Raw genomic sequence first — 19,969 nt, 5'->3', positions numbered from 1 at the left:
CGCCGGAGTCGATGACACCTTATGACCTTTCCAGCAGCACGCCTGACGCGCCCGTTGTGTACTTCTCAACCACGCGATATCGCGCGTTGGGTGGGCCTTTTCATCGGCTACTGCTGGCCACGCATGTAGATGGTCAACAACTGCCGGGCGCCGTTCGATCCTCGATGTTTCTGGCAAGCAGGCTCTGCGGCTGACACCTGACAAGCACTCCCTGAGCTGGTGCTGGGTCTCCATGAATGCACTGGGTACAGGCGGAGCGAAGTGCGGCTTCGGTGCGCAGGACATTGAGTTCCGCGCGGAGCAGCGCTACGTGGTGGATATCTCCACTCGCGACGATATCAGCGGGCCTCCGGGACGTGAGGTTTCGACCATTACGATCAAATCGGAAATTCACAATCTGGATACCCACGAAGTGATCTATCCATTACACACTGCCGCAACCCCATAAAACCCGCAGAAGTGACCGTCCAGCCCTAGGCATAACCATGAGAGGGTAAACAAATCCCCAATGGTATGCCCCGGTACAGTCGCACGAGCCTCTATGCCAGGCGTAGAACCAGTGCCAGCGAGGAGAACAACATCAGGCCGGTGGACACGTCGGCGATGATCTTGATCGCGGAGAGAAAGGCGGCCACATCGCGATACCCGACATGCTCACCAGCACGCCAGCACGCCAGCAATACCGGCGATGATCACCGGTTCGCGCAGAAGCAGCCACACCTTGGCGTTGCGCTCGAGCCACTAGGTGGCGACGGCAAAGTGCAGGACGGTTTCCACCAGAAACAGCATCACTCCCGTCCGGTGCTCAGCGGCAGGCCTTCGAGCTGAGCTTTCTCAGCCGCATCCATCAGCGCCTGTGCTCGCCGCTTGGCGGTGAGCATAAGGCCAGGCGCACGGAGTTGCAGTTATAGGCTGGAGGCCTGCATTTGAGTCGTCACTTGCCACAGAGAGAGGCCACTCGTTGATAAGCCGCGAGTTGCATCCCTCTGTATTTACCGTTCGGCAGCTGTGTCGCATTTCCGGCCGCGATGGTTTGCCCCGGCCAATTACGCTGCGTTAGTGTCGGCCGTCCCTGGGGACGGAGCCCTCGTTCATTTCGGCATGGAGGTGTGCATGTTCCCTATCGATACCTGGCTGGCTTATACGGGCGCCTGCATTTTGCTGGTGCTGGCTCCCGGCCCGGACAATCTGCTGGCAGTGGCGCGCGGGCTCGGCCAAGGGCGCCTGGCGGCCATCGTTTCAGGTATGGCGTCGGGCACCGGGATTCTATTTCACGTGTTGGCGGCGTCGCTGGGGCTGACGTTGCTGATGCAGACCTCGGAGCTGGCGTTCTGGCTGATCAAGTGCATCGGCGCTGGTTATCTGCTCTGGCTGGGCATCAAGGTGCTGCGCACGCGCAATCTGATCAGCTTTCGCTCCGTCACCCGGCAGTCGCTGCTAAGCATCTTTCTCACCGGTTTTCTGTCCGCCGCGCTCAACCCCAAGCCGGGCTTTTTCGTGCCGGCGTTCATCCCGCAGTTCGTCGATCCGCAGCGCGGCTCGGTGAGCACGCAGATGCTGGTTTACGGCCTGTGGTTCGCGGTGCTGACGGCTGTGGGCTTCACGCTGATGGGTGTGTTCGCCACTTCGCTGTCGCGCTATCTGCAGGTGCAGCCACGGGTGGTGAAGGGTTTGAACCTGGGGGCCGGGATGACCTTCGTGGCCTCCGGCGTATCAGTGGCGACGCTGAGCCAGCGTTAGGCTCAGCGTCAGCGCTGGCGCCGTTCAGGCATCTGCGCTCAAGGCGGCATGGGTACGCAGTTCTTCCTCGATGAATGCGGCGATCATCGCGCGGTAAACCTGCTCCACGACCGCTGCCGAGGCGCCACGCTCATCGGCGAGCGCACGCACCTTGGCGATGATCTGCTCGACGCGCGCAGGGGCGCGAACGTCTGCACTGTCTTTCTTGAATCGCGCCGCCTGAGCGACGAAACCGCCGCGTTGAGCGATGAGGTCGACCATGGCGCGATCGATCTGGTCGATGCGCTCGCGCACCTCTTCAAGGGAATTGCATTGCACGTCCATATGACGATTTCCTGTGGTGGTTCGAATGGGGCAACCACGTTAGTCAGCATGGCGCCATGCGTCCAGCGCAGCTGCCCACCGTTTTTACGCGGCGGGCATTGGCTGTGACGCGTGTCTCTTACGCCTGATCGAGCCTGGCTGGGCCAGCCCGCGTTAGTGATGCTCGATGCGATTGCGCCCGCCTCGCTTGGCGCAATACAGGGCGATATCGCTACGTGACAGCGCGGCCTCGACGCTGGCATCGCTGGCGTTGAGCGAGGAAATGCCAACGCTGACGGCGAGGAAGATCGGCTCCCCGGCGTGCATGATCGGCGCCTTGGCCAGTTCGTTCTGGATGCGCGTAGCGAAGTGCATGGCCTGGTCCAGATCCGCCTCGCTGAGCACCACGGCGAACTCTTCGCCACCCAGGCGCCCGGCGGTGTCGGTCTTGCGCAACTGGGTGCAGAGAATCGCCGCGAAGTGACGCAGGGCCTGGTCGCCGACGTTGTGGCCCCAGCGGTCGTTGATGGTCTTGAAGTAGTCCAGGTCGAACATCAGAATCGCCGCACTTTGCTCGGGGCTGCGTTGCAGGCGCGCCAGTTCGGCTTCGAGCTGGCGCATGAAATGCCGGCGGTTGGCGAGCTGGGTGAGGAAGTCGGTGGTGGCGAAGGCCTGTAACTCGGCTTCGATCTGCTTGCGCTCGGTGACGTCGGTCATGAAGCCATGCCAGACCACGCTGCCGTCTTCTTCGCGGCGCGGGCAGGCTTCGCCCTGGCACCAGGCGATTTCACGCCCCGGTACCTGCACGCGAAACTCCAGATACCAGTCCGTCAGTTCTTCGGCCGATAGTTGCAGGGAGTCGATGAAGGCCATGCGGTCGTCCGGGTGGACGATGGCCGTCAGCGCCTGAGCGTCCTGCATCAGTTGCATCGCACTGAGCCCGCAGATGGCTTGCGCGCCGGCGCTGACGTAGGTGAAGGCAGAGGTGCCGTCGACCTGCCGGCGGAACTGGAAGACCATGCCGGGGATTTCATTGGTCAGGTCGGTCATCAGGGCCGCGGTCTGCTGTACCTGCTCGGACAGGCGGCGCATGGCGGTGATGTCGGTGGTGGTGCCAATCATGCGCAGCGGTTTGCCGTGCATGCCGCGCTCGACCACCTTGCCGCGGCTGCATACCCATTTGTACTGGCCGTCGCGGCAACGCAGGCGGTGCTCGACTTCATAGGCTTCGGTGCGTTGATCCAGATGCGCCTGGATGGTCGTGCGCACGTAGTCGAGGTCAGCCGGGTGCACGCGGGTATAGCTCTCTTCGATGCGATTGCCGATTTCGTGATCAGCATAGCCAAGCAGCGCCTTCCAGCTGCTGGAGTAATGGATGTCGCCGGTGGTGATGTCGCGGTCCCAAATGCCTGTACCGCTACCGGCGATGGCCAGTGCCATGCGCCGCTCGCTGGCATGCAGGGCGGCGACTTCATGGCGCTGGCGGGCCTCTTGCGCTTCGCGCGCCAGCAGGTCGAGGGCCAGTGCGACGAAGTCCTGCAGGGCTTCGTGCTGCTTGGCGTCGAGCGTGCGGGGCGGGTCGAAATGCAGGTACAGCGTGCCGAGCCTGACGCCCTCTTGCATCTGCAAGGGCCAAACCAGGGAGGTGGGTGAGGTCTCGCGAGTGTCGATGAGCCTTGCCAGACGAGCGTCGCTCAGACCAGGGCTGGCCCATATATGCCGTGCAGCCCCAACGCCGGAGACCAGCGCGGCGGCCGAGTCGAAATAGCGGCTAAGCAGACGCACGAAGCCATCGAGCCGCTCATCATTGGCGCTGGTGGGCGCATTGACCGAACACAGGGGCTGCATAGTGGTTCTGCTTGGATTGAAACGCGGAAGGCGCCTGATATTGATACGCCATTGCTGAGCCGGCGTCTAATCGTTCGTGCACCTAAAGCCACTATTTATCAGCCTTTGCGCCGGATACTCAACCCCCGATCAGTCTGGCCAGGGCCTGCACTGGCTCTGGTTGCGGGTTTTCAGAGTAGCCGTGCGCCTTAAAATTGTTATGATATAACATATTTCAGATAAATCATTTACCGATACATCCCGCGCTGCCGCCTGGACGTCGCCAGCCACTCCAGTAGGCCAACGCACATCCCTCCCTCACTTAGAAAACGCAACGCTAGGAATACCCATGAAAGCCACTTCGGCCTCCCTCGCCGTCATGACCGCCCTGGTCACGCCTCAGATTCACGCTGCCTCATCCGGCAACTCCACCGTTTCACTCGGTTCGGTCTACGTCACCCCGGAGGCCAGCGGCACGCTGCGCACCGACAGCATTCTGTCCTCGGTCGACATCATGAGCAGCGACAAGATCGAGGATAAGAACGTGATGAACAGCTGGGAGCTGGTGGGCCAGATGCCCGGCATCCAGCTGACCGAGACGCGCATGGGCGCCGAGTCCGGCAAGGTGACCTTCCGTGCGTTCAACGGCGAGGGCTACATCAATGGCATCAAGACGCTGATCGACGGCGTACCGAGCAACGTCAACAGCGGCAACCAGCGCTTCATCGACATGGTCTTCCCGCTGGATCTGGAATACATCGAGGTGGTGCGCGGCACCAATGACCCGCGCTACGGCCTGCACAACATCGGCGGCAACATCAATTTCGTCACCCGCCAGGGCGGCAACTACACCGACGGCCGCCTGACCTACGGCAGCTTCAACACCCGCGAATTCCAGCTGGCCGTCGGCCGCGAGGAAGGCAACTTCGCGCAGAACTACTTTCTGGCCAAGCAGGATTCCGACGGTTTCCGCGACAACAGCAACTCCAACAAATATTCCCTGGGCGGCAAATGGTTCGTCACCGGTGACGAACAGACCATGAAGCTCGGCATAGTCGCTCGCCTCTACCATCACCAGGCCGAGGAGCCGGGTTTTCTCACCGCACAGGAGCTGGCCGCGAGCCGCTCGCAGTCGCCGGAGAAGAACGCCAACGATGGCGACGACCGCGACATGAAGCACCTCAGCGCGCATGCCGATTTCCAGCTCAGCGATGACCTGAGCCTGAGCAACAAGCTGTACTACAACAGCTACGACGATGACCGCACCGTGACTTTCACCAGCTATCCGGTCGGCAACGCTCCGCGTCAGCGCCGCCAGTGGCAGGAACGCCAGACCGGCGTGTTGAGCAACCTGACCTGGCGCGCCCACGAGATGCTGACCCTCGACGGCGGCATCAACTACGAGCAGCAGAACAACGAATACCGCCGCTATCGCTACAACTTCGGTATCCCCACCGATTTCGACGCGCCACCGGCACGCACACAGAACGACGACAGCTACACGCTGTACAACACCGGCGCCTATGCCCAGGCGATCATCCAGCCCATCGAGCAGTTGAAGATCATCCCGGCGTACCGCGTCGACAAATTCTCCGGCAACACCGAGCTGGCCGACGGGACGAAAGCCGAGCTGCAGGACTACGGCTGGATCGAGCAACCCAAGCTCAGCGTGGTGTACAGCATCACCCCGGATCTCAACGTCTACGCCAACTGGGGCCGTACCTTCCAGATCCTTACCGGCTCCACCGCACCGGCCTACATGACCGCTGGCCAGGCGTCGTACAAACCGTCGATCAACACCGGTAAAGAGGTGGGAGTGAAGTTCAAGCCGTTCGCCGGCTCGGAGGCGCGGATCGCCGTATGGCAACAGGAAGCTACCGGCGAAGTGGCCAACATGCCCAGCACCGGCACCACCGTCGGCTTGGGTGAAACCAAGCGTCGCGGCATCGACATGCAGCTCAGTGCGCAGCTGAACGACCAGTGGACGGTGTGGGGCTCGCACGCTATTCAGGAGGCCAAGGTGGTCAGCGCGTTCACCGCGGGCGGCCAGTCTCTGTCGGGCAAGGAAGTGTTCTCCACGCCGCGCTACATCAGCAATGCAGGAGTCGACTATCAGTTCAACGACGCTTGGCGCTTCGGCCTGTCGGCCCGCGCGCAGGGCGACTACTACATCGACGAGCTGAACGAACAAGGCAAGTACGGCGGCTTCGCGGTGCTCGATGCCAACGTGCGCTATCAGCTATCGGCTACCACCAGCCTCGATCTGCAGATGAAGAACCTGACCGACCGCGACTACGAGTACGTATGGTTCGACAACTTCTTCTGGGCCGCTGGCGACGAACAACCGATGTTCTCCCCTGCTCCAGGTCGCTCGGCCTATCTGTCGGTGAACATGAAACTCTAAGCCGCCCGGCTGCAACCTGGCCTGCAGGAGCTCGAAAACGGACTCCTGCACGCACAACATGGTGTGGCCAGCGAACAAGGGTGCGCCGTGCGCACCGCCAGGGCACCTCGACAACATCGGTTGTACACGGCGCAAATCATCAATGAAAAGGCCAGGGACGAACCCTGGCCTTTTTGCGTTCAAGGAGCTGACGGTCAGCACCGGCGTGGTGACGGCTTGCCCCGGTGCGCGCGGCGCACCCTACGACAGAGATTCCTAGAGGTACTTCAGCCAGCGAATGTCGCGGCGCCGCGCCTTGAGCCGAGCGAACCACTGCGTGGGTGGAAACAGCACCAGCGCCAGCAGCACGGTGGTAGCCCAGACCCACTCCATCGAATCGAAGCCGAAGTAGTGCCCCTGGTTCGCGCCCCAGATAGCCAGGGCGGTGATATAGAGCAACTTCAGCACATACAGGTGCAGCAGGTAGAAGAACATCGGCGCACTACCGAATACCGCCAGGGTACGCACCAGGCGCCCGTCGTTGCGGCGCTCGAAGGCTGCCAGCAGCAGCAGGCCGATACCCAGCGTCAGCGCCAGGAACAGCAGCGACGGCGGATACTTGGTGATATTGAACAAGCCCATCAGCGTTTGCAGCGCGGTTTCTTCAACGATCCAGGGCTTCTCGCCATAGCCGTTGAGCAGGCGCAGCAGAACGAACAGCGCCAGCGCAGCAAACCCGACTCGACGCAGCCATTGCAGGCGCTGCTCGGGCGCGCTCGACCCGCGAAACCACGGGCCGATCACATAACCCAGGGCGATCACCCCGATCCACGGCAGCACCGGGTACGACGTGCGCAGGCGTAACGTTTCGGAAAACTCGAGCCAGCCGCGGTCATGCAGGATCGCCCAGGGAATATGCAGCGCGGACTCTGGGCCGAAGTGCAGCCCATCGAGCAGATTGTGCCCGGCCACCAGCGCCAGACCCAGCACGGCCAACAGCGTGCGCGGCAGCCATAGCAGCGCAGCGAGCGCCAGCATGCTCAGGCCGATGGCCCAGATCACCTGCAGGTAGATCACCATGGGCGGGAACTGGAAGGTCCAGGCGAAGTTGACTAGGGTGAACTCCAGCACCACCAGGAACAGCCCGCGCTTGAACAGAAAGGCGCTGGTCGCCGCCCGGCTCATCTGCTTCTCGCCATAGAGAAACGCCGAAAGCCCGGTGAGCAGGATGAATACCGGCGCGCACAGATGCGCCAGGGTACGGCTGAAGAACAGCGCAGGATCGGTGGCGGTCACGTCCATCGGGTCGACGACCTGCTGGTGCAGGTAGAAGGTTTCGCGAACGTGATCGAGCAACATGAAGAGGATGACCAAACCGCGCAGGGCGTCGATCGAGAGCAGACGATTGGAGGACATGGAGGACTTCGAGAAGGGCGCCACTGGAACGTAACACTATAACATAGATAGGTATAACAGCACTCTCTTACGCAGGTATTCCTAACTACCGTTAGCGTGCAACCGAGCTGAACGAAGCGCGGCGAAGGCAGTCGGAAATGCAGGACAATCGTCAAGGAAACCCTGCCCCATGCTGCCCAGCCGCGCCCTCCTTTCCGCTTTCGTCGTGGCCCTGCTCAGCCCTCTTGCCGAGGCGCAGGAACCGTTGCGCATCCAGAGCCTGCAACGCTGCGGCGACCTGCTCGCCAGTGAAAAGCAGGAGTGGTGCATGCAGGCGCGTGGCCTGGGCGCGAAGCTGCCGAAGCTGCACCTCGGCGACGACACCTTGCCTGATTCGGCGGTCAAGCGCACTGGCGATGGCCTGCGTCTGCAACTGAGCAGCGACAAACATCGCAGCGCACCGCTGTGGCTGGAGGACGACTCGCGCGCCAGCAATCCAGTGTGGCTGTCGCTGCACCGCAGCCATGTGCTCGCTGCCGGCCCGGATGAAGTGGCGAAGAACATGGATGGCCTGACCACCTATGTCGACCTGGTCAGCCTGCTGATCGAGGAAAGCCACGACGGCCTCGACGAGGCCAAGCGCCTGGCGAAGAAGTACGACGCCAAGGTAGTCGGCGCCATCCCACCGCTGAACGTCTACCAACTGCGCCTGCCAGTGAAGAACCTGACCGAGCGCGATGCGCTGGTGCTACGTATCGGCAACGAAGTCAGCGTCGATGCTGTGGTGGTGGAAGAAAGCGCACCGGAGCGTGGAGAAGAAAGCGAGGCCGCCCGCAAGTCAGCACATAAACCGGAAAAGAACTCCGAGGAATGGGCCGCGAACCGCTTCATGGATGCGGTCAACTATTACCAGTGGCGCATCCCGGCGGGCGAAACGCCCATCGAAGCCGAGCCGATTCGCGTCGGCGTGATCGAGCGCAATGTCGATTTCGATGCGCCCGACTTCGCCGACTACCTCGGCGCCTGTCCCGATGGCAAGCCGCGCACCTGCGTCTATGCGCGTGATGCCGACGAGCCGGACAACCACGGCAGCACCGTGGCCGGCATTCTCGCCGCGCACTGGGACAAGGGTGGCAACACCGGTTTCCTGCGCGGGCTGGACAAGACCAGCCAGGGCTTCGAGGTGATCGTCGAGCGCAACTCGGACGCCGGCATCACCGCCAACATCGCCGCCTCGGTGAACCTGGTGGAAGACGGCGTGCGCGTACTCAACTGGAGCTGGGGCATCCACCGCGTCGGCACGCGCAATGTCGAAGGTGACGAGATCGATTCGCTGGTGCGCTCCGGCATCGCCATGAGCGGCTACGAAGAGCTGCTGGAGGAGTTCTTTCTCTGGCTGCGCGAGGAACACCCGGACGTGCTGGTGATCAACTCCGCCGGCAACGGTTCGTCCTTCTCCGGCCGGGACGAATACCGCCTGCCCTCCTCGTTCATCACCGAGCAGTTGCTGGTGGTCGGCGGGCATCAGCGCAGCAAGGAAAAGGACTCCGAAATCGACGACCCGACTTACGTGGTCAAACGCGACTCATCGAACGTCGACATGCGCGTCGATATCACCGCCGCCGCCTGTGCCCGCGCTTCCACCCAAGAGGTCGATGCCACCGGCGATGTGCATTGTGGCACCTCCTACGCCACGCCCCTGGTCACTGGCGTGGTCGCCGCCATGCTGTCGATCAATCCGCGCCTGCAGCCGGAACAGGTACGCATGCTGCTACGGCGCAGTGCCATGACCATCGGCGGTGATTACGACTTCGAACCGATGGACGCCGAAGACCTGACCGCGCCGATCCTGCCATCGGAGCGCAATTACAAGATGAGCGACAAGGACGTGGGCCGTTCGGCGCGGCTGGATATGCAGAAGGCGCTGGACCTGGCGGTGCAGAGTCGCGATCGGGTGCGTTGAGGGCCGTTCAGGTCACTCGCCGGAAACCCGCTCGTAGAGCTCGACCGGCTCGACCTTGCCCTGGGCGCCGCACTGGCTGTGGCCCAGGCCCAAGTGACGGAAACCGGCCTTGAACAGCACCCGGCCGGATTGCGGGTTGCGCGCCAGGTGGCTGGCGTGCAGCCGGCGCAGACGAAGCTGGCGGAAGGCGAACTCCACCAGCGCATTGCAGGCCTCACTGGCATAGCCACGGCTCCAGTAAGGCACGCCGATCCAGTAGCCCACTTCGGCCTCGCCTCGGCCAATATCCTTGAGCGCCATACTGCCGACCAGCGTGCCACTGGCCGACTCGGTGATGATGAAGTTGGCTGCCGTGCCACTGGCCCAATCCTGCGCGCAGCGCTCGATCCACTGCTGCGCCAGCTCGGCCGGATAGGGATGGGGAATGCTGCTGGTGACATCGGCAATACGAAAATCACCGGCCAGGCGCTGCACCTCGTCGGCATCCTGCAGCTGCGGTGGGCGCAGCGTCAGCCGTTCGGTTTCGATGCGGTGCTCATCCATATGCGTCTCCTGTCAAATCCATGGGGTGCGCCAGCGCCGCTTGCGCATCGCCCGTTCAGGCCGGAGAAGGCCCGATGGGATAGAACACCCCGGCGCTCCACACACCCAACCAGGGTTCTCCGTCGACCTCGCGCTCCACCGCCAGTTCCACCAGCTGATAGAACACGTTGCGGTGAATCAGCGCTTCGAGGTTACGCCGCACCAGAATGTAGGGCGAGGGCTCGAGTGTCGCAGGGTCGATCTCGACACGGATAGGATGCTCGCCGCCTGCGACCACTTCGTCCTCGACGTTGGTGGTGAAACGCAGCACCTGCGCTTCCCCCTCGCCTTCGACCTGCAGGGTCACGGCGACGAAGGGCGCATCCTCGACCTGGATGCCGACCTTCTCCACCGGCGTGATCAGGAAGTAGTCGTCGCCGTCACGGCGAATGATCGTGGAAAACAGCCGCACCATGGGTTTGCGGCCGATGGGCGTGCCCAGGTAATACCAGGTGCCATCGCGGGCGATTCGCATGTCGATATCGCCACAGAAATCGGGATTCCACAGGTGCACGGGAGGTAGGCCCTTGCCTTCACCCTTGGGGATCTGCGCCAGCAGATCGCCCGCCTTGCCTGGATCGCTCATGGTCTTTCCTCGTCCAGTTCGATTCGAACGGACGAGGATACACCGTGCCACCTGTCGCGGCTAAAGCCCCTCCCACAAGAGCGGCGCGCCGATTGTCCCTATTCTTAGCGCCCCACACCCAACAGGCTACGCGCATAGTCATGCAGCGGCGGGCCGATCAGGTCCTGCGGCTGGGCGTCGTAAAACGTCAGGAATCCGCCACGGCTGCGAATCCGCGCGGTGTCCACCAGATAACGCGTGTTGGTCTCGATCAGCATCAGCTGGATCGAGGCGCGGTCGGTACCAAGGCGATCCACAGCCTCCTGGTCCTCCCACTCCTCCAGGGTGCCGATACGGTCGTCGCTGTAGGCAAAACGGCTGTACAGCAGATAATGCGCGCCGGCGGCACGGGCTTCGGCCATGGCTTCGTCCAGGCCTGCCGGCTCACGTGCGCGGCGCACCAGCGGGAAGTATTCGACGAAGCCCTTGAAGGCCTCCTCGGCCACTACGTTTGGCCGCGGATAGCCGTGGCCCGGCGGCACGAAATGGCCCTGGGCGATGTAGATGAAGGAGTCCTGCTGCAGGCGCCGCGAGGCCATGCGCTCGGTGCGACCGTGATCGAGAAACCCGGCATCTCGCAGGTGGTATTCGGCGCCACTGGCCAGATCACTGACCTTCATGCACCCGGTCAGGCTCAGCAGCGCCACCAGTAGAAGCAGGTTACGCATGAATCCATCCTCCTCGTGCCGGTGACGGAAAACCGGCGGATAAGGGATAGATGCAGGTTCTGCGCCAGCCTCGTCAAAGCCCGCGCTGCCACTCCTGACGCAGATTGGCCTGTTGCGGCCGCTCGATAGCCTCACGTACCTGCGCCAGCAGACGTGCCTTGTCACGCCCCAGGTTGCCCTTCAGCACCAGGTAGTTGGACGCATGATCACTGCGAAACACCGTCTGCTGCAGTTCGAGCCCCTGCAGCAGGCGCTCAACCTCACCGAATAGCTGCAGTTGCGTCAGCGGCTGGTAATCGGCGAATTGCTCGCGAAAGCGACCCTCACCCATGGGGAAACTGACCACCAGAGTAGAGAGGTACTCAGGTTGGGCCTCGTTCATCAGGCGCGCCGAGTTGTCGGCATGCTGATCGCTGAGTACCTGACCACCGAGCCCGTTGAGAATCATCACGGAGCGGGTGATGCCGGCCTGGCCAAGCTTGTCCAGGGCGCTAAGGCTGGATTCGAAAGTCTCACCCTTGTTGACCCGCGCCAGCACCTCGTCATCACCGGATTCGCAGCCGACATAGGCCATCTTCAATCCGGCATCGGCCAGTTCCTTGAGCTCATCCACCGATTTCTTGCGCAGGTTGCGCGGCAGGCAATAGCTCGAAACCCGACGCACCTCGGGCATGTATTCGTGGATGGCTTGCAGGATGGCCAGCAAACGCCGAGTCGGCAGCACCAGCGCGTCACCATCGGCGAGGAACACCCGGTTGACGATCAGTTGCTCACCAGCGCGGCGAATCTCCTCCAGCACCTGCGCCTCATAGCGGGCGCGGAATTTCTTCTGCGGCGCGGTGTACATCTCGCAGAAGGTGCACTGGTTCCAGGAGCAGCCGTTGGTGACCGGCAGAATCAGCGACTGCGCCTCACTCGGCGGGCGAAACACTGGCTCGATGTAAGCGATGGGAAAGGTGGCGGGCATGCAGGCAGTCACTCGGTTGGTTGGCGCCCCGGCAGTTTATCCGGGCCTGGAGTGACTGCCGAGCCACTCTGGGCCTCGACCTGCAACCGTTGCATGCCGCTCAGGTTGCGTTTAACTCAGGTGGGACGGGGCTCTAGAACGGATCGTGGGCTAAAGCTCACCCTGCAGCACTGTCGGCGGTGCGCGTGGCACACCCTACCGTGATCAGCCCACTAGCCGCCGATGATCTTCATCACCGTCACACCACCAGAGAAGGCCAGATCCTGTTTGTCACCCAACGCCTTGACCAGCAATCGCTGCAACGCTGGCAAGGCCTGGTGACGCGGCTTGTCCAACAAGTCACCGACGAAGTGGCGGTTGCTCGACGACAGGCAGCCATGCAGCCAGCCGGTAGACGACAGGCGCAGGCGCGAGCAGGTACGGCAGAACGGCACGCTTTCGTTGGCGATCACGCCGAAATGACCGGCGCCGGGAATGGCGTAGCGCATCGCGGTAGCGTCGACCGGGGCGCTGGCCTGCACGTACTGGTGACGGCTACCGATCAGCTCCAGCAGCTCGGGCAAACCAACGAATTGCTGGTTGAAGGCGTTGGGGTCGCGCGCCAGATGGCCCATGCGCATCAGTTCGATGAAACGCAGCTCGAAACCGCGCTCCAGGCAGTACTCGAGCAGTGGCAGCACCTGGTCGAGGTTCTGCCCGCGCAACGGCACCATGTTGACCTTGATCTTCATCCCGGCTTCACGCGCCGCTTCCATACCCGCCAACACGGTGGCCAGGTCGCCGCCGCGGGCGATGCTGCGAAAAGCGTCGGCGTCGAGAGTATCGAGGGAAACATTGAGACGGCGGATACCGCATTCGACCAGCAGCGGTAGCTTGCGCTCGAGCAACTGGCCGTTGGTGGTGAGGCTGATATCGTCGAGGCCGAGTTGGCTGACCTGGCGCAGGAAAGGCTCCAGGCGCGTGCTGACCAAGGGCTCACCACCGGTGATGCGCAAGCGCTCGATGCCAGCGGCTTCGATCAGGTAAGCGACGCCACGCGCCATGGCGTCGGCGGAGAGTTCGTCCTGAGCGGCGACCAGACGCTTGCCGTTCGGCACACAGTAGGTGCAGGCGTAGTTGCAGGCAGCGGTCAGGCTGACGCGAAGGTTGCGGAAGCGTCTGCCCTGGCGGTCGACGATCATTGGGAGCTCCAGTTCGTTAAGAGCCGGAGTATATCGCTATGTCGGCCACGGCACAGTCCCGTGGCCGACATGCCAGGCGTCAGGCGTCGCGCTTGCGCTTGTTACCCATGCGCACGCCGATATCCATGAGGAACTGGAAGAAGCCTTCCTGATCCTCGAGCACATTGCTCCAGAACGGCGAGTGGTACAGCGCCACGGCGCCATGCACCAGGGCCCAGGCGGCGCAGTAGTGGAAGTATGGCGGCACGTCTTCCAGCTTGCCTTCGGCGATGCGGCCCTTGATCAGCTGGGTCAGACGCTCGAAGTTGGAAGCACGGATCTTGTGCAACTGCTCGACCATTTCCGGCACTTGATTGCCCTTGACCACCTTCTCTTCGAGGCGGTCGAACAGGCGATAGCGTTGCGGATCGCGCATGCGGAATTCGAAGTACGCACGCGACAGCGCTTCCTTGTCACGATCCACATCGGCCGAATGCAGCAGCTCATTGAGATCGCGCTCGTAGTCGAGCATCAGGCGCAGGTAGATCTCCGCCTTGGACTTGAAGTGCTTGTAGATAGTGCCTTTGCCGATACCGACCGCATCAGCGATCATCTCGACGGTAACGCTGTCTTCTCCTTGTTCGAGGAAGAGTTTCAGCGCGGTATCGAGAATTTCTTGCTCGCGGCGACGGAATTCGCGGACCTTACGGGGTTCTTTCTGCATAAAGGGACTACGGGGTCAAAAATCGAAGCCGCTTATTATGCCCAAATGCGGCCAAATTGCACGGATCATCCGACCATGTACGTGTTTCATGATGAGTTCCCCCTGGAAAATGGACTGCGCTATCTGAATCATGCGGCGGTCGCTCCCTGGCCGAAACGCAGTGCTGAAGCGGTTCGACGGTTCTCGGAAGCGAACGTGAGCAGCGGTGCGCGTGACTATCCCGACTGGTTGAAACTTGAGCGTAGCCTACGCGAACGCCTTGTGCGCCTGATGAACGCACCAAGCACCGGTGATATTGCACTGGTCAAGAATACCTCCGAGGCACTCTCCTTCGTGGCCTTCGGCCTGGACTGGCGAGCCGGCGACCAGGTGATCATCAGCGACGAGGAATTCCCTTCCAACCGCATCGTCTGGCTGGCACTGGCGGCCCAGGGCGTCGAGGTAGTCGAAGTCAATCTCAAGGGTGATGATCCGGAAGCGGCCCTGCTCGCCGCCTTCACCCCGCGTACACGCCTGTTGTCGATCAGCGCCGTGCAGTTCGCCAGCGGCCTGCGTCTCGATCTGCCGCGCTTAGGCCGCGGCTGCCGCCAGCATGGCGTGCTGTTCTGCATTGATGCCATCCAGCAACTGGGCGCCCTGCCCTTCGACGTCCAAGCCTACGACTGCGACTTCGCCATGGCCGACGGCCACAAATGGATGCTCGGCCCGGAGGGCCTGGGGGTGTTCTATTGCCGCAGTGCGGTACGCGATCAGCTGAAACTGCACGAGTATGGCTGGCACATGCTGGAGCACGCCGGCGACTACACCCGCCAGGACTGGCAGCCGGCCCGCAGTGCACGACGCTTCGAATGCGGCAGCCCGAACATGCTCGGCGCCTTCGCCCTGGAGGCGAGCCTGTCGCTGCTCGAGGAAGTGGGCATGGAGCGGATCGGCGCGCTGGTGGGAGAGCGGGTTCAGCGCCTGAACGATGGTATTCGCGAATTGCCTGGTGCAGTGATCCATAGCCCGCTCGAGCCTGCGCGTCGTGCCGGTATTCTCAGTTTCAGCCTGGCGGGCTGGGACAATCCGGCGCTGTATCAGCGCTTGCGCGAGGAACAGGTGATCTGTGTACAACGCGGGCCAGGCGTCCGCCTGTCGCCGCATTTCTACACCAGCGAGCAGGTTATCGAAGAGACCTTGGGCCTGCTAACCCAGCTGGCAAAAGGGTGAGGACTCAGCAGCGCCCGTGGTATTCCAAATCCGTTTAAAAAACTCAGACTTTGGCCTGGACGCTCGCGGATCATGGCCAATACTGGAACGTACTGGTGTGCGGCATCTCCCCCCAAGTGCCCCGCCAGCCAAGGTACCGTGGACCGCGTACCTTGATTTACTCCTAATGGTCTTGACCCGGATTCATCCCCCAGAGTCCGGGTTTTTTTTGCTCAGCGGATCGCCGTTCCCAAGGGTGGGTTAGCCGCCTGTCACGGTCGCGGACTGCTTCGCTGGATCTGGGTGCGGCGTAACCCACCATGGCTGCAACGCCTCACATCGCCTGGTGCGCGCGGCGCCCCCTACGGGCTGTTAAGCGTCAGCCACACCAGCCAACGGGAACAAACGCTTGAAGTTGTTCGAGGTCTGCTCAGCCAGCACCTCGTAGCTCACTCCTCGCAGCACCGCCAGGTACTCGGCCACTTCACGTACATATTGCGGCAGGTTGGGCTTGCCGCGATGCGGCACGGGCGCGAGATAAGGCGAGTCGGTTTCCACCAACAGGCGGTCGACCGGCACCTGGCGCGCCACTTCGCGCAACGCCTCGGCATTGCGGAAAGTGACGATACCGGACAATGAGATATAGAAGCCGATATCCAGTGCAGCCTTGGCCATCTCCCAGTCTTCGGTGAAGCAATGCAGCACGCCGGCCTGCGGCAATGCCGCTTCGCGCAGCAATGCCAGCGTATCAGCGCGAGCCTCGCGGGTATGCACGATTACCGGCTTACCCGTGATGCGCGCCGCCTCCAGGTGCAGACGGAAAGAGGCCTGCTGCAACGCAGCAGACTCTGGCTCATAGTGGTAATCTAGGCCGGTTTCACCAATGGCGACCACCTTGGGATGCGCCAGCTCACCCAGCAGCCAGTCCAGTGCGGGTTCGGCGCCCGGTTCCAGATCCAGTGGATGCACGCCCACCGAGCAATCGACGTCGTCATAACGCTCGGCCAGGCCCTTGACCGTGGCGGCGTTGTCGGCGCTTACGCCGATGCACAGGAAGTGGCCTACACCAACGGCGCGCGCCGCATCCAGGGCAGCATCCAGCGAGCCGCCATGGGCAGCGAGGTCGAGACGATCAAGGTGGCAATGGGAGTCGATCAGCACAGCGGGAAAACTCGGGCAAAGGGAAAGCCCGAATTGTAATCGAAAGCAGCAGTTGGCTGGACGCTCTGAGGGCAGAGGCATCGACCGCAAGGGAAAGGTGGCTCGCGGCCGACGAATTACATGGTGTGCGTCGGGCGGTCGGACTTCAGCGCACCAGCGAGGTAGGTTTCAATCTTGTTGCGCGCAGTGTTATCACCATCGTTGAACTGAACGCCGACACCGGCAGCACGGTTGCCCTGCGCGCCCTTCGGGGTGATCCACACCACCTTGCCGGCAACCGGAATCTTCTCCGGCTCATCCATCAGGTTGAGCAGCATGAACACTTCGTCACCGAGCTTATAGCTCTTGTTGGTGGGAATGAAGAGGCCGCCATTCTTGATGAAGGGCATGTAGGCCGCGTACAGCACGGACTTGTCCTTGATGGTCAGGGACAGAATTCCGTTACGGGGACCCAGATTGGGTGGCAGGCTCATCAGCACATTCCTGGCGTTTATTGCTTAATGGCTGATTCTAGGGCCTGTTCATGCTCCGGCGCAAACCACTGGGTGGCAGGCAGCCAGCAGAATGTGACGCCCTGCCGAATCCTGCTCCGACGCGACTCAGCCGCGATCCTGCGCCGGCAGTGCCGCCCATTGCACCAGCAACGCTTCGAGAAGCAGTACACGATTGAGGTTGGCTTTGCCCATCACTTTCTGCCTTTGCGCGAGCAACCATTCCTGAATCGCCAATACCTTGGCCTGCGCGCTCTTGTCTGCGAGGTATTGCACCACCTTGCGCATATCGGCCTGGCCTAGGCCTTCCTCGTCCTTGGTCAGTTGGTAGCGCAGCATCAGCTGCGCCCAGTCGCAGAACCAGTCAAACAGCAGATTCAGCGGCAGTGAGTTCCAGCTTTCGGCCAGTTGGCTCGGCGAGATCTGCTGCTTGAGCAGTTTTTTCACCCCCTCCACGGCCTGGGCACGCTGTTCGCGCACACCCTGAGCCTGCAGGCGCACGGCGGCCAGCGGCGAACCCGCTGCGAGCGTCAGCAGGTCGGCGCGCTCGTCGTCACTCAGTTCGGGCAGTGCCTGGGCCAGCCAAGCCAGGCTCATCGCCTCGCTCGGCAAGGGGCAGGCCTGCTGCACGCAGCGACTCTTGATGGTCGGCAACAAGCGGCTGGGCTGGTGGCTGATAAGCAGCAGCACGGTATTGCCGGACGGCTCTTCCAGGCTTTTCAGTAGCGCGTTGGCGGCGTTGAGGTTCATCGCCTCGGCCGGCTCCAGAAGCACCACCTTGCGCCCACCCAGCTGCGCGGTCTGCACCACGAAATCGACCAGCTCACGCACCTGATCGACCTTGATCGGCTTGTCCGCCTCTTCCGGCTCCAGCACGTAGTTGTCCGGGTGAGTACCGGCGGCCAACAGATGACAGGATTTACAGTTGCCACAGGCATCCAGCCCGTTCGGACTCTGGCACAACAGGCGCGCCATCAGACGCTCGGCAAGCGCACGCTTGCCGATCCCGGCCGGGCCATGTAGCAGATAGGCATGAGCATGTTGAGTGCGCCCGGCCAGTTGCTGCCAGAGCGTTTGTTGCCAGGGATAGACCTCAGCCACGGCAAGCCTCCAGCAGGCTCGGCAGCAAGGCATCGATATCGGCTTGCACCTGCACCAGAGTCTGCCCGGCGTCCAGCACGCGATAGCGTTGCGGCGACTGCGCAGCGCGCTGCAGATAGGCCTGGCGTACGGCCTCGAAGAAGCCACGGCCTTCCTGCTCGAAGCGATCCAGACGCCCGCGTGCCGCCGCGCGTGCCAGACCAACCTCGACCGGCAGATCGAAAATCAGCGTCAGATCTGGACGCAGCTCACCCTGGACGAACTGCTCCAGTTGCGCGATGCGCTCGATGGAAAGACCCCGGCCGCCACCTTGGTATGCGTAGGTGGCATCGGTGAAACGGTCGCACAGCACCACGCTGCCTTTGGCCAGAGCCGGACGAATCACCTGCTGCAAATGCTGGGCACGGGCAGCGAACACCAGCAACAGCTCGGTATCGGCCGCCATCGGCTCGTCGCTGGGGTCGAGCAGCAGCTCACGAATCCGCTCGGCCAGCGGCGTGCCACCGGGTTCACGGGTCAACAGCACATCCACGCCCTGCTCGCGCAGGCGCTCGGCCAGGTACTCTCGGTTGGTGCTCTTGCCTGCGCCTTCCGGGCCTTCCAGGGTAATAAACAGACCGGTCACGGATTGCCCTTATTCAGTTTCGGCCGCCGCGCGCGGCGCGGGGCTGGAGCGGTAGTCGGCGCGACGTTTGAGCTGGTATTCGCGCACGGCGCGATTGTGCTCGGCAAGAGTGTTGGAGAACACATGGCTGCCGTCGCCTCGCGCGACGAAATACAAGGTGGTGCCATCGAGCGGGTTGAGCGCGGCGTGAATAGCCTCACGCCCGACCATGGCGATCGGCGTCGGCGGCATGCCGTCGATGGTGTAGGTGTTGTAGGACGTCGGCGTGCGCAGGTCGGCACGGGTGATACGACCGTTGTAGCGCTCGCCCATGCCGTAGATCACGGTGGGGTCGGTCTGCAGACGCATGCCCATGCGCAGACGGCGGACGAACACGCCAGCAATCTCGCCGCGCTCCTCGGGCACGCCGGTTTCCTTCTCGATCATCGAGGCCATGATCAGCGCGTCATAGGGCTCGCGATAGGGCAAGCCCTCGGCGCGCTTTTGCCATTCTTCGGCAAGCACAGCCTCAAGACGTGCGTTAGCCTGCTTGAGCAAATCCTCGTCGCTCATACCACGAACAAAGCGATAGGTATCGGGGAAGAAACGCCCCTCCGGATTCTGTCCGGCCAGGCCCAGGCGCTCCATCAACTGCGCATCGCTGAGATCGGCCAGACGCTGCTCCAGGCGCTCCTGGCGCGCCAGAGCGGCACGCACCTGACGGAAGTTCCAACCCTCGACCAGAGTGAGGCTGTACTGCACCACCTCACCGCGCTGCCATAGCCCGAGCATATCCCGCGCGGTTTGTTGTGGCAGTAAACGATATTCACCGCTGTGCATGGCAGGCGCATTCAGATTGAAGCGCCAGTAAAGGCGCAGCCAGAAGGCATTGTCGATGACACCTTCTGCTTCCAGACGATTGAGCAGGCCGCTCGGCGTAGCGCCGGACGGCACCTCCAGAAGCATTTCTTCAGCCAGATGCAGAGGCTGCTCCAGCGCTCTTTGCTGCTGCCAGGCAGCACCAACTACCAGTAGAGCAGCCAACAACACGCCGCATTCAAGCAGCACCAGGATCTTGCGTAGCACC

Annotated in this window: 19 protein-coding genes and 1 pseudogene; 6 read left to right on the top strand and 14 right to left on the bottom strand. The window is 62.4% G+C overall.

All coding sequences use genetic code 11. The features are described from left to right. The first annotated feature begins 232 nt into the window (after nt 1-232). The 3 genes and pseudogenes from ACNFCJ_RS10400 to ACNFCJ_RS10390 all read left to right on the top strand — a co-directional run bounded on the left by ACNFCJ_RS10400 (nt 233) and on the right by ACNFCJ_RS10390 (nt 1,740). Entirely contained in the window at nt 233-448 is a 216-nt protein-coding gene (locus ACNFCJ_RS10400) for a hypothetical protein (protein ID WP_416771196.1), read from the top strand. Between the two features lie 367 nt (nt 449-815). After that, a pseudogene (locus tag ACNFCJ_RS10395) lies at nt 816-911 on the top strand (hypothetical protein); the annotation flags it as partial. Between the two features lie 202 nt (nt 912-1,113). Next, a complete protein-coding gene (locus tag ACNFCJ_RS10390; protein WP_416771194.1) occupies nt 1,114-1,740 on the top strand; it encodes a LysE family translocator in 627 nt (208 codons plus the stop codon). A 24-nt stretch (nt 1,741-1,764) separates the two neighbouring features. Here ACNFCJ_RS10390 and ACNFCJ_RS10385 read toward each other — a convergent pair whose 3' ends face one another. Then, on the bottom strand, nt 1,765-2,064 hold the full coding sequence (locus ACNFCJ_RS10385) for a chorismate mutase (RefSeq protein ID WP_416771193.1): 300 nt from the start codon (nt 2,062-2,064) through the stop codon (nt 1,765-1,767). Between the two features lie 153 nt (nt 2,065-2,217). Continuing rightward, nucleotides 2,218-3,891 (bottom strand): diguanylate cyclase, encoded by a 1,674-nt coding sequence (locus ACNFCJ_RS10380; RefSeq protein WP_416771191.1) that lies wholly within the window; start codon nt 3,889-3,891, stop codon nt 2,218-2,220. 328 nt (nt 3,892-4,219) lie between these two features. On the opposite strand from ACNFCJ_RS10380, the gene ACNFCJ_RS10375 reads away from it, so the two are divergent. Then, complete coding sequence (locus ACNFCJ_RS10375) at nt 4,220-6,274, top strand: TonB-dependent receptor (RefSeq protein ID WP_416771189.1); 2,055 nt, start codon at nt 4,220-4,222, stop codon at nt 6,272-6,274. A 255-nt stretch (nt 6,275-6,529) separates the two neighbouring features. Here the strand turns inward: ACNFCJ_RS10375 and ACNFCJ_RS10370 are convergent, their stop codons facing one another. Then, entirely contained in the window at nt 6,530-7,669 is a 1,140-nt protein-coding gene (locus tag ACNFCJ_RS10370; protein WP_416771187.1) for a DUF1624 domain-containing protein, read from the bottom strand. Nucleotides 7,670-7,838: 169 nt separating this feature from the next. Here ACNFCJ_RS10370 and ACNFCJ_RS10365 point away from each other — a divergent pair, with 169 nt between their 5' ends. Continuing rightward, nucleotides 7,839-9,611, top strand: a complete 1,773-nt coding sequence (locus ACNFCJ_RS10365) for a S8/S53 family peptidase (RefSeq protein ID WP_416771186.1) — start codon at nt 7,839-7,841, stop codon at nt 9,609-9,611. Nucleotides 9,612-9,623: 12 nt separating this feature from the next. Here the strand turns inward: ACNFCJ_RS10365 and ACNFCJ_RS10360 are convergent, their stop codons facing one another. The 6 genes from ACNFCJ_RS10360 to ACNFCJ_RS10335 form a co-directional block, all read right to left on the bottom strand. Continuing rightward, entirely contained in the window at nt 9,624-10,154 is a 531-nt protein-coding gene (locus ACNFCJ_RS10360) for a GNAT family N-acetyltransferase (protein ID WP_416771185.1), read from the bottom strand. A gap of 55 nt (nt 10,155-10,209) precedes the next feature. Continuing rightward, nucleotides 10,210-10,779: a DUF1285 domain-containing protein gene (locus ACNFCJ_RS10355; RefSeq protein ID WP_099526402.1), complete on the bottom strand. Its 570-nt coding sequence runs from the start codon at nt 10,777-10,779 to the stop codon at nt 10,210-10,212. A 104-nt stretch (nt 10,780-10,883) separates the two neighbouring features. Further along, entirely contained in the window at nt 10,884-11,486 is a 603-nt protein-coding gene (locus ACNFCJ_RS10350; RefSeq protein WP_416771184.1) for a DUF4823 domain-containing protein, read from the bottom strand. Nucleotides 11,487-11,559: 73 nt separating this feature from the next. Further along, nucleotides 11,560-12,453, bottom strand: a complete 894-nt coding sequence (locus tag ACNFCJ_RS10345) for a radical SAM protein (protein ID WP_416771182.1) — start codon at nt 12,451-12,453, stop codon at nt 11,560-11,562. Nucleotides 12,454-12,665: 212 nt separating this feature from the next. Further along, a complete protein-coding gene (locus tag ACNFCJ_RS10340) occupies nt 12,666-13,634 on the bottom strand; it encodes a GTP 3',8-cyclase MoaA (RefSeq protein ID WP_017677598.1) in 969 nt (322 codons plus the stop codon). Nucleotides 13,635-13,713: 79 nt separating this feature from the next. Further along, on the bottom strand, nt 13,714-14,337 hold the full coding sequence (locus tag ACNFCJ_RS10335; RefSeq protein WP_003461933.1) for a TetR/AcrR family transcriptional regulator: 624 nt from the start codon (nt 14,335-14,337) through the stop codon (nt 13,714-13,716). Nucleotides 14,338-14,412: 75 nt separating this feature from the next. On the opposite strand from ACNFCJ_RS10335, the gene ACNFCJ_RS10330 reads away from it, so the two are divergent. Further along, nucleotides 14,413-15,546 carry an aminotransferase class V-fold PLP-dependent enzyme gene (locus ACNFCJ_RS10330; RefSeq protein WP_416771180.1) on the top strand — a complete coding sequence of 378 codons (1,134 nt, stop codon included), beginning with the start codon at nt 14,413-14,415 and terminating at the stop codon, nt 15,544-15,546. A gap of 351 nt (nt 15,547-15,897) precedes the next feature. Here ACNFCJ_RS10330 and ACNFCJ_RS10325 read toward each other — a convergent pair whose 3' ends face one another. From ACNFCJ_RS10325 to mltG, 5 genes are all read right to left on the bottom strand, one after another. After that, nucleotides 15,898-16,686, bottom strand: coding sequence for a TatD family hydrolase (locus tag ACNFCJ_RS10325; RefSeq protein WP_416771178.1), 789 nt, complete (start codon nt 16,684-16,686; stop codon nt 15,898-15,900). 116 nt (nt 16,687-16,802) lie between these two features. Beyond that, nucleotides 16,803-17,159 carry a PilZ domain-containing protein gene (locus tag ACNFCJ_RS10320; protein WP_003245164.1) on the bottom strand — a complete coding sequence of 119 codons (357 nt, stop codon included), beginning with the start codon at nt 17,157-17,159 and terminating at the stop codon, nt 16,803-16,805. Nucleotides 17,160-17,285: 126 nt separating this feature from the next. Beyond that, complete coding sequence (locus ACNFCJ_RS10315; protein ID WP_416771176.1) at nt 17,286-18,278, bottom strand: DNA polymerase III subunit delta'; 993 nt, start codon at nt 18,276-18,278, stop codon at nt 17,286-17,288. Continuing rightward, nucleotides 18,271-18,903, bottom strand: a complete 633-nt coding sequence (gene tmk, locus ACNFCJ_RS10310) for a dTMP kinase (protein WP_416771175.1) — start codon at nt 18,901-18,903, stop codon at nt 18,271-18,273. The genes ACNFCJ_RS10315 and tmk overlap by 8 nt, the downstream gene beginning before the upstream one ends. Nucleotides 18,904-18,912: 9 nt before the next feature. Then, nucleotides 18,913-19,968, bottom strand: coding sequence for an endolytic transglycosylase MltG (gene mltG / locus ACNFCJ_RS10305; protein WP_416771173.1), 1,056 nt, complete (start codon nt 19,966-19,968; stop codon nt 18,913-18,915). Nucleotide 19,969: the final 1 nt, after the last annotated feature.

The organism is Pseudomonas sp. NY15364 (genome assembly GCF_048068235.1).
Classification (GTDB): domain Bacteria; phylum Pseudomonadota; class Gammaproteobacteria; order Pseudomonadales; family Pseudomonadaceae; genus Aquipseudomonas; species Aquipseudomonas mendocina_D.
Note: the sequence above shows the minus strand (reverse complement) of the source record. Positions and strands in the feature narration are given on the sequence as shown.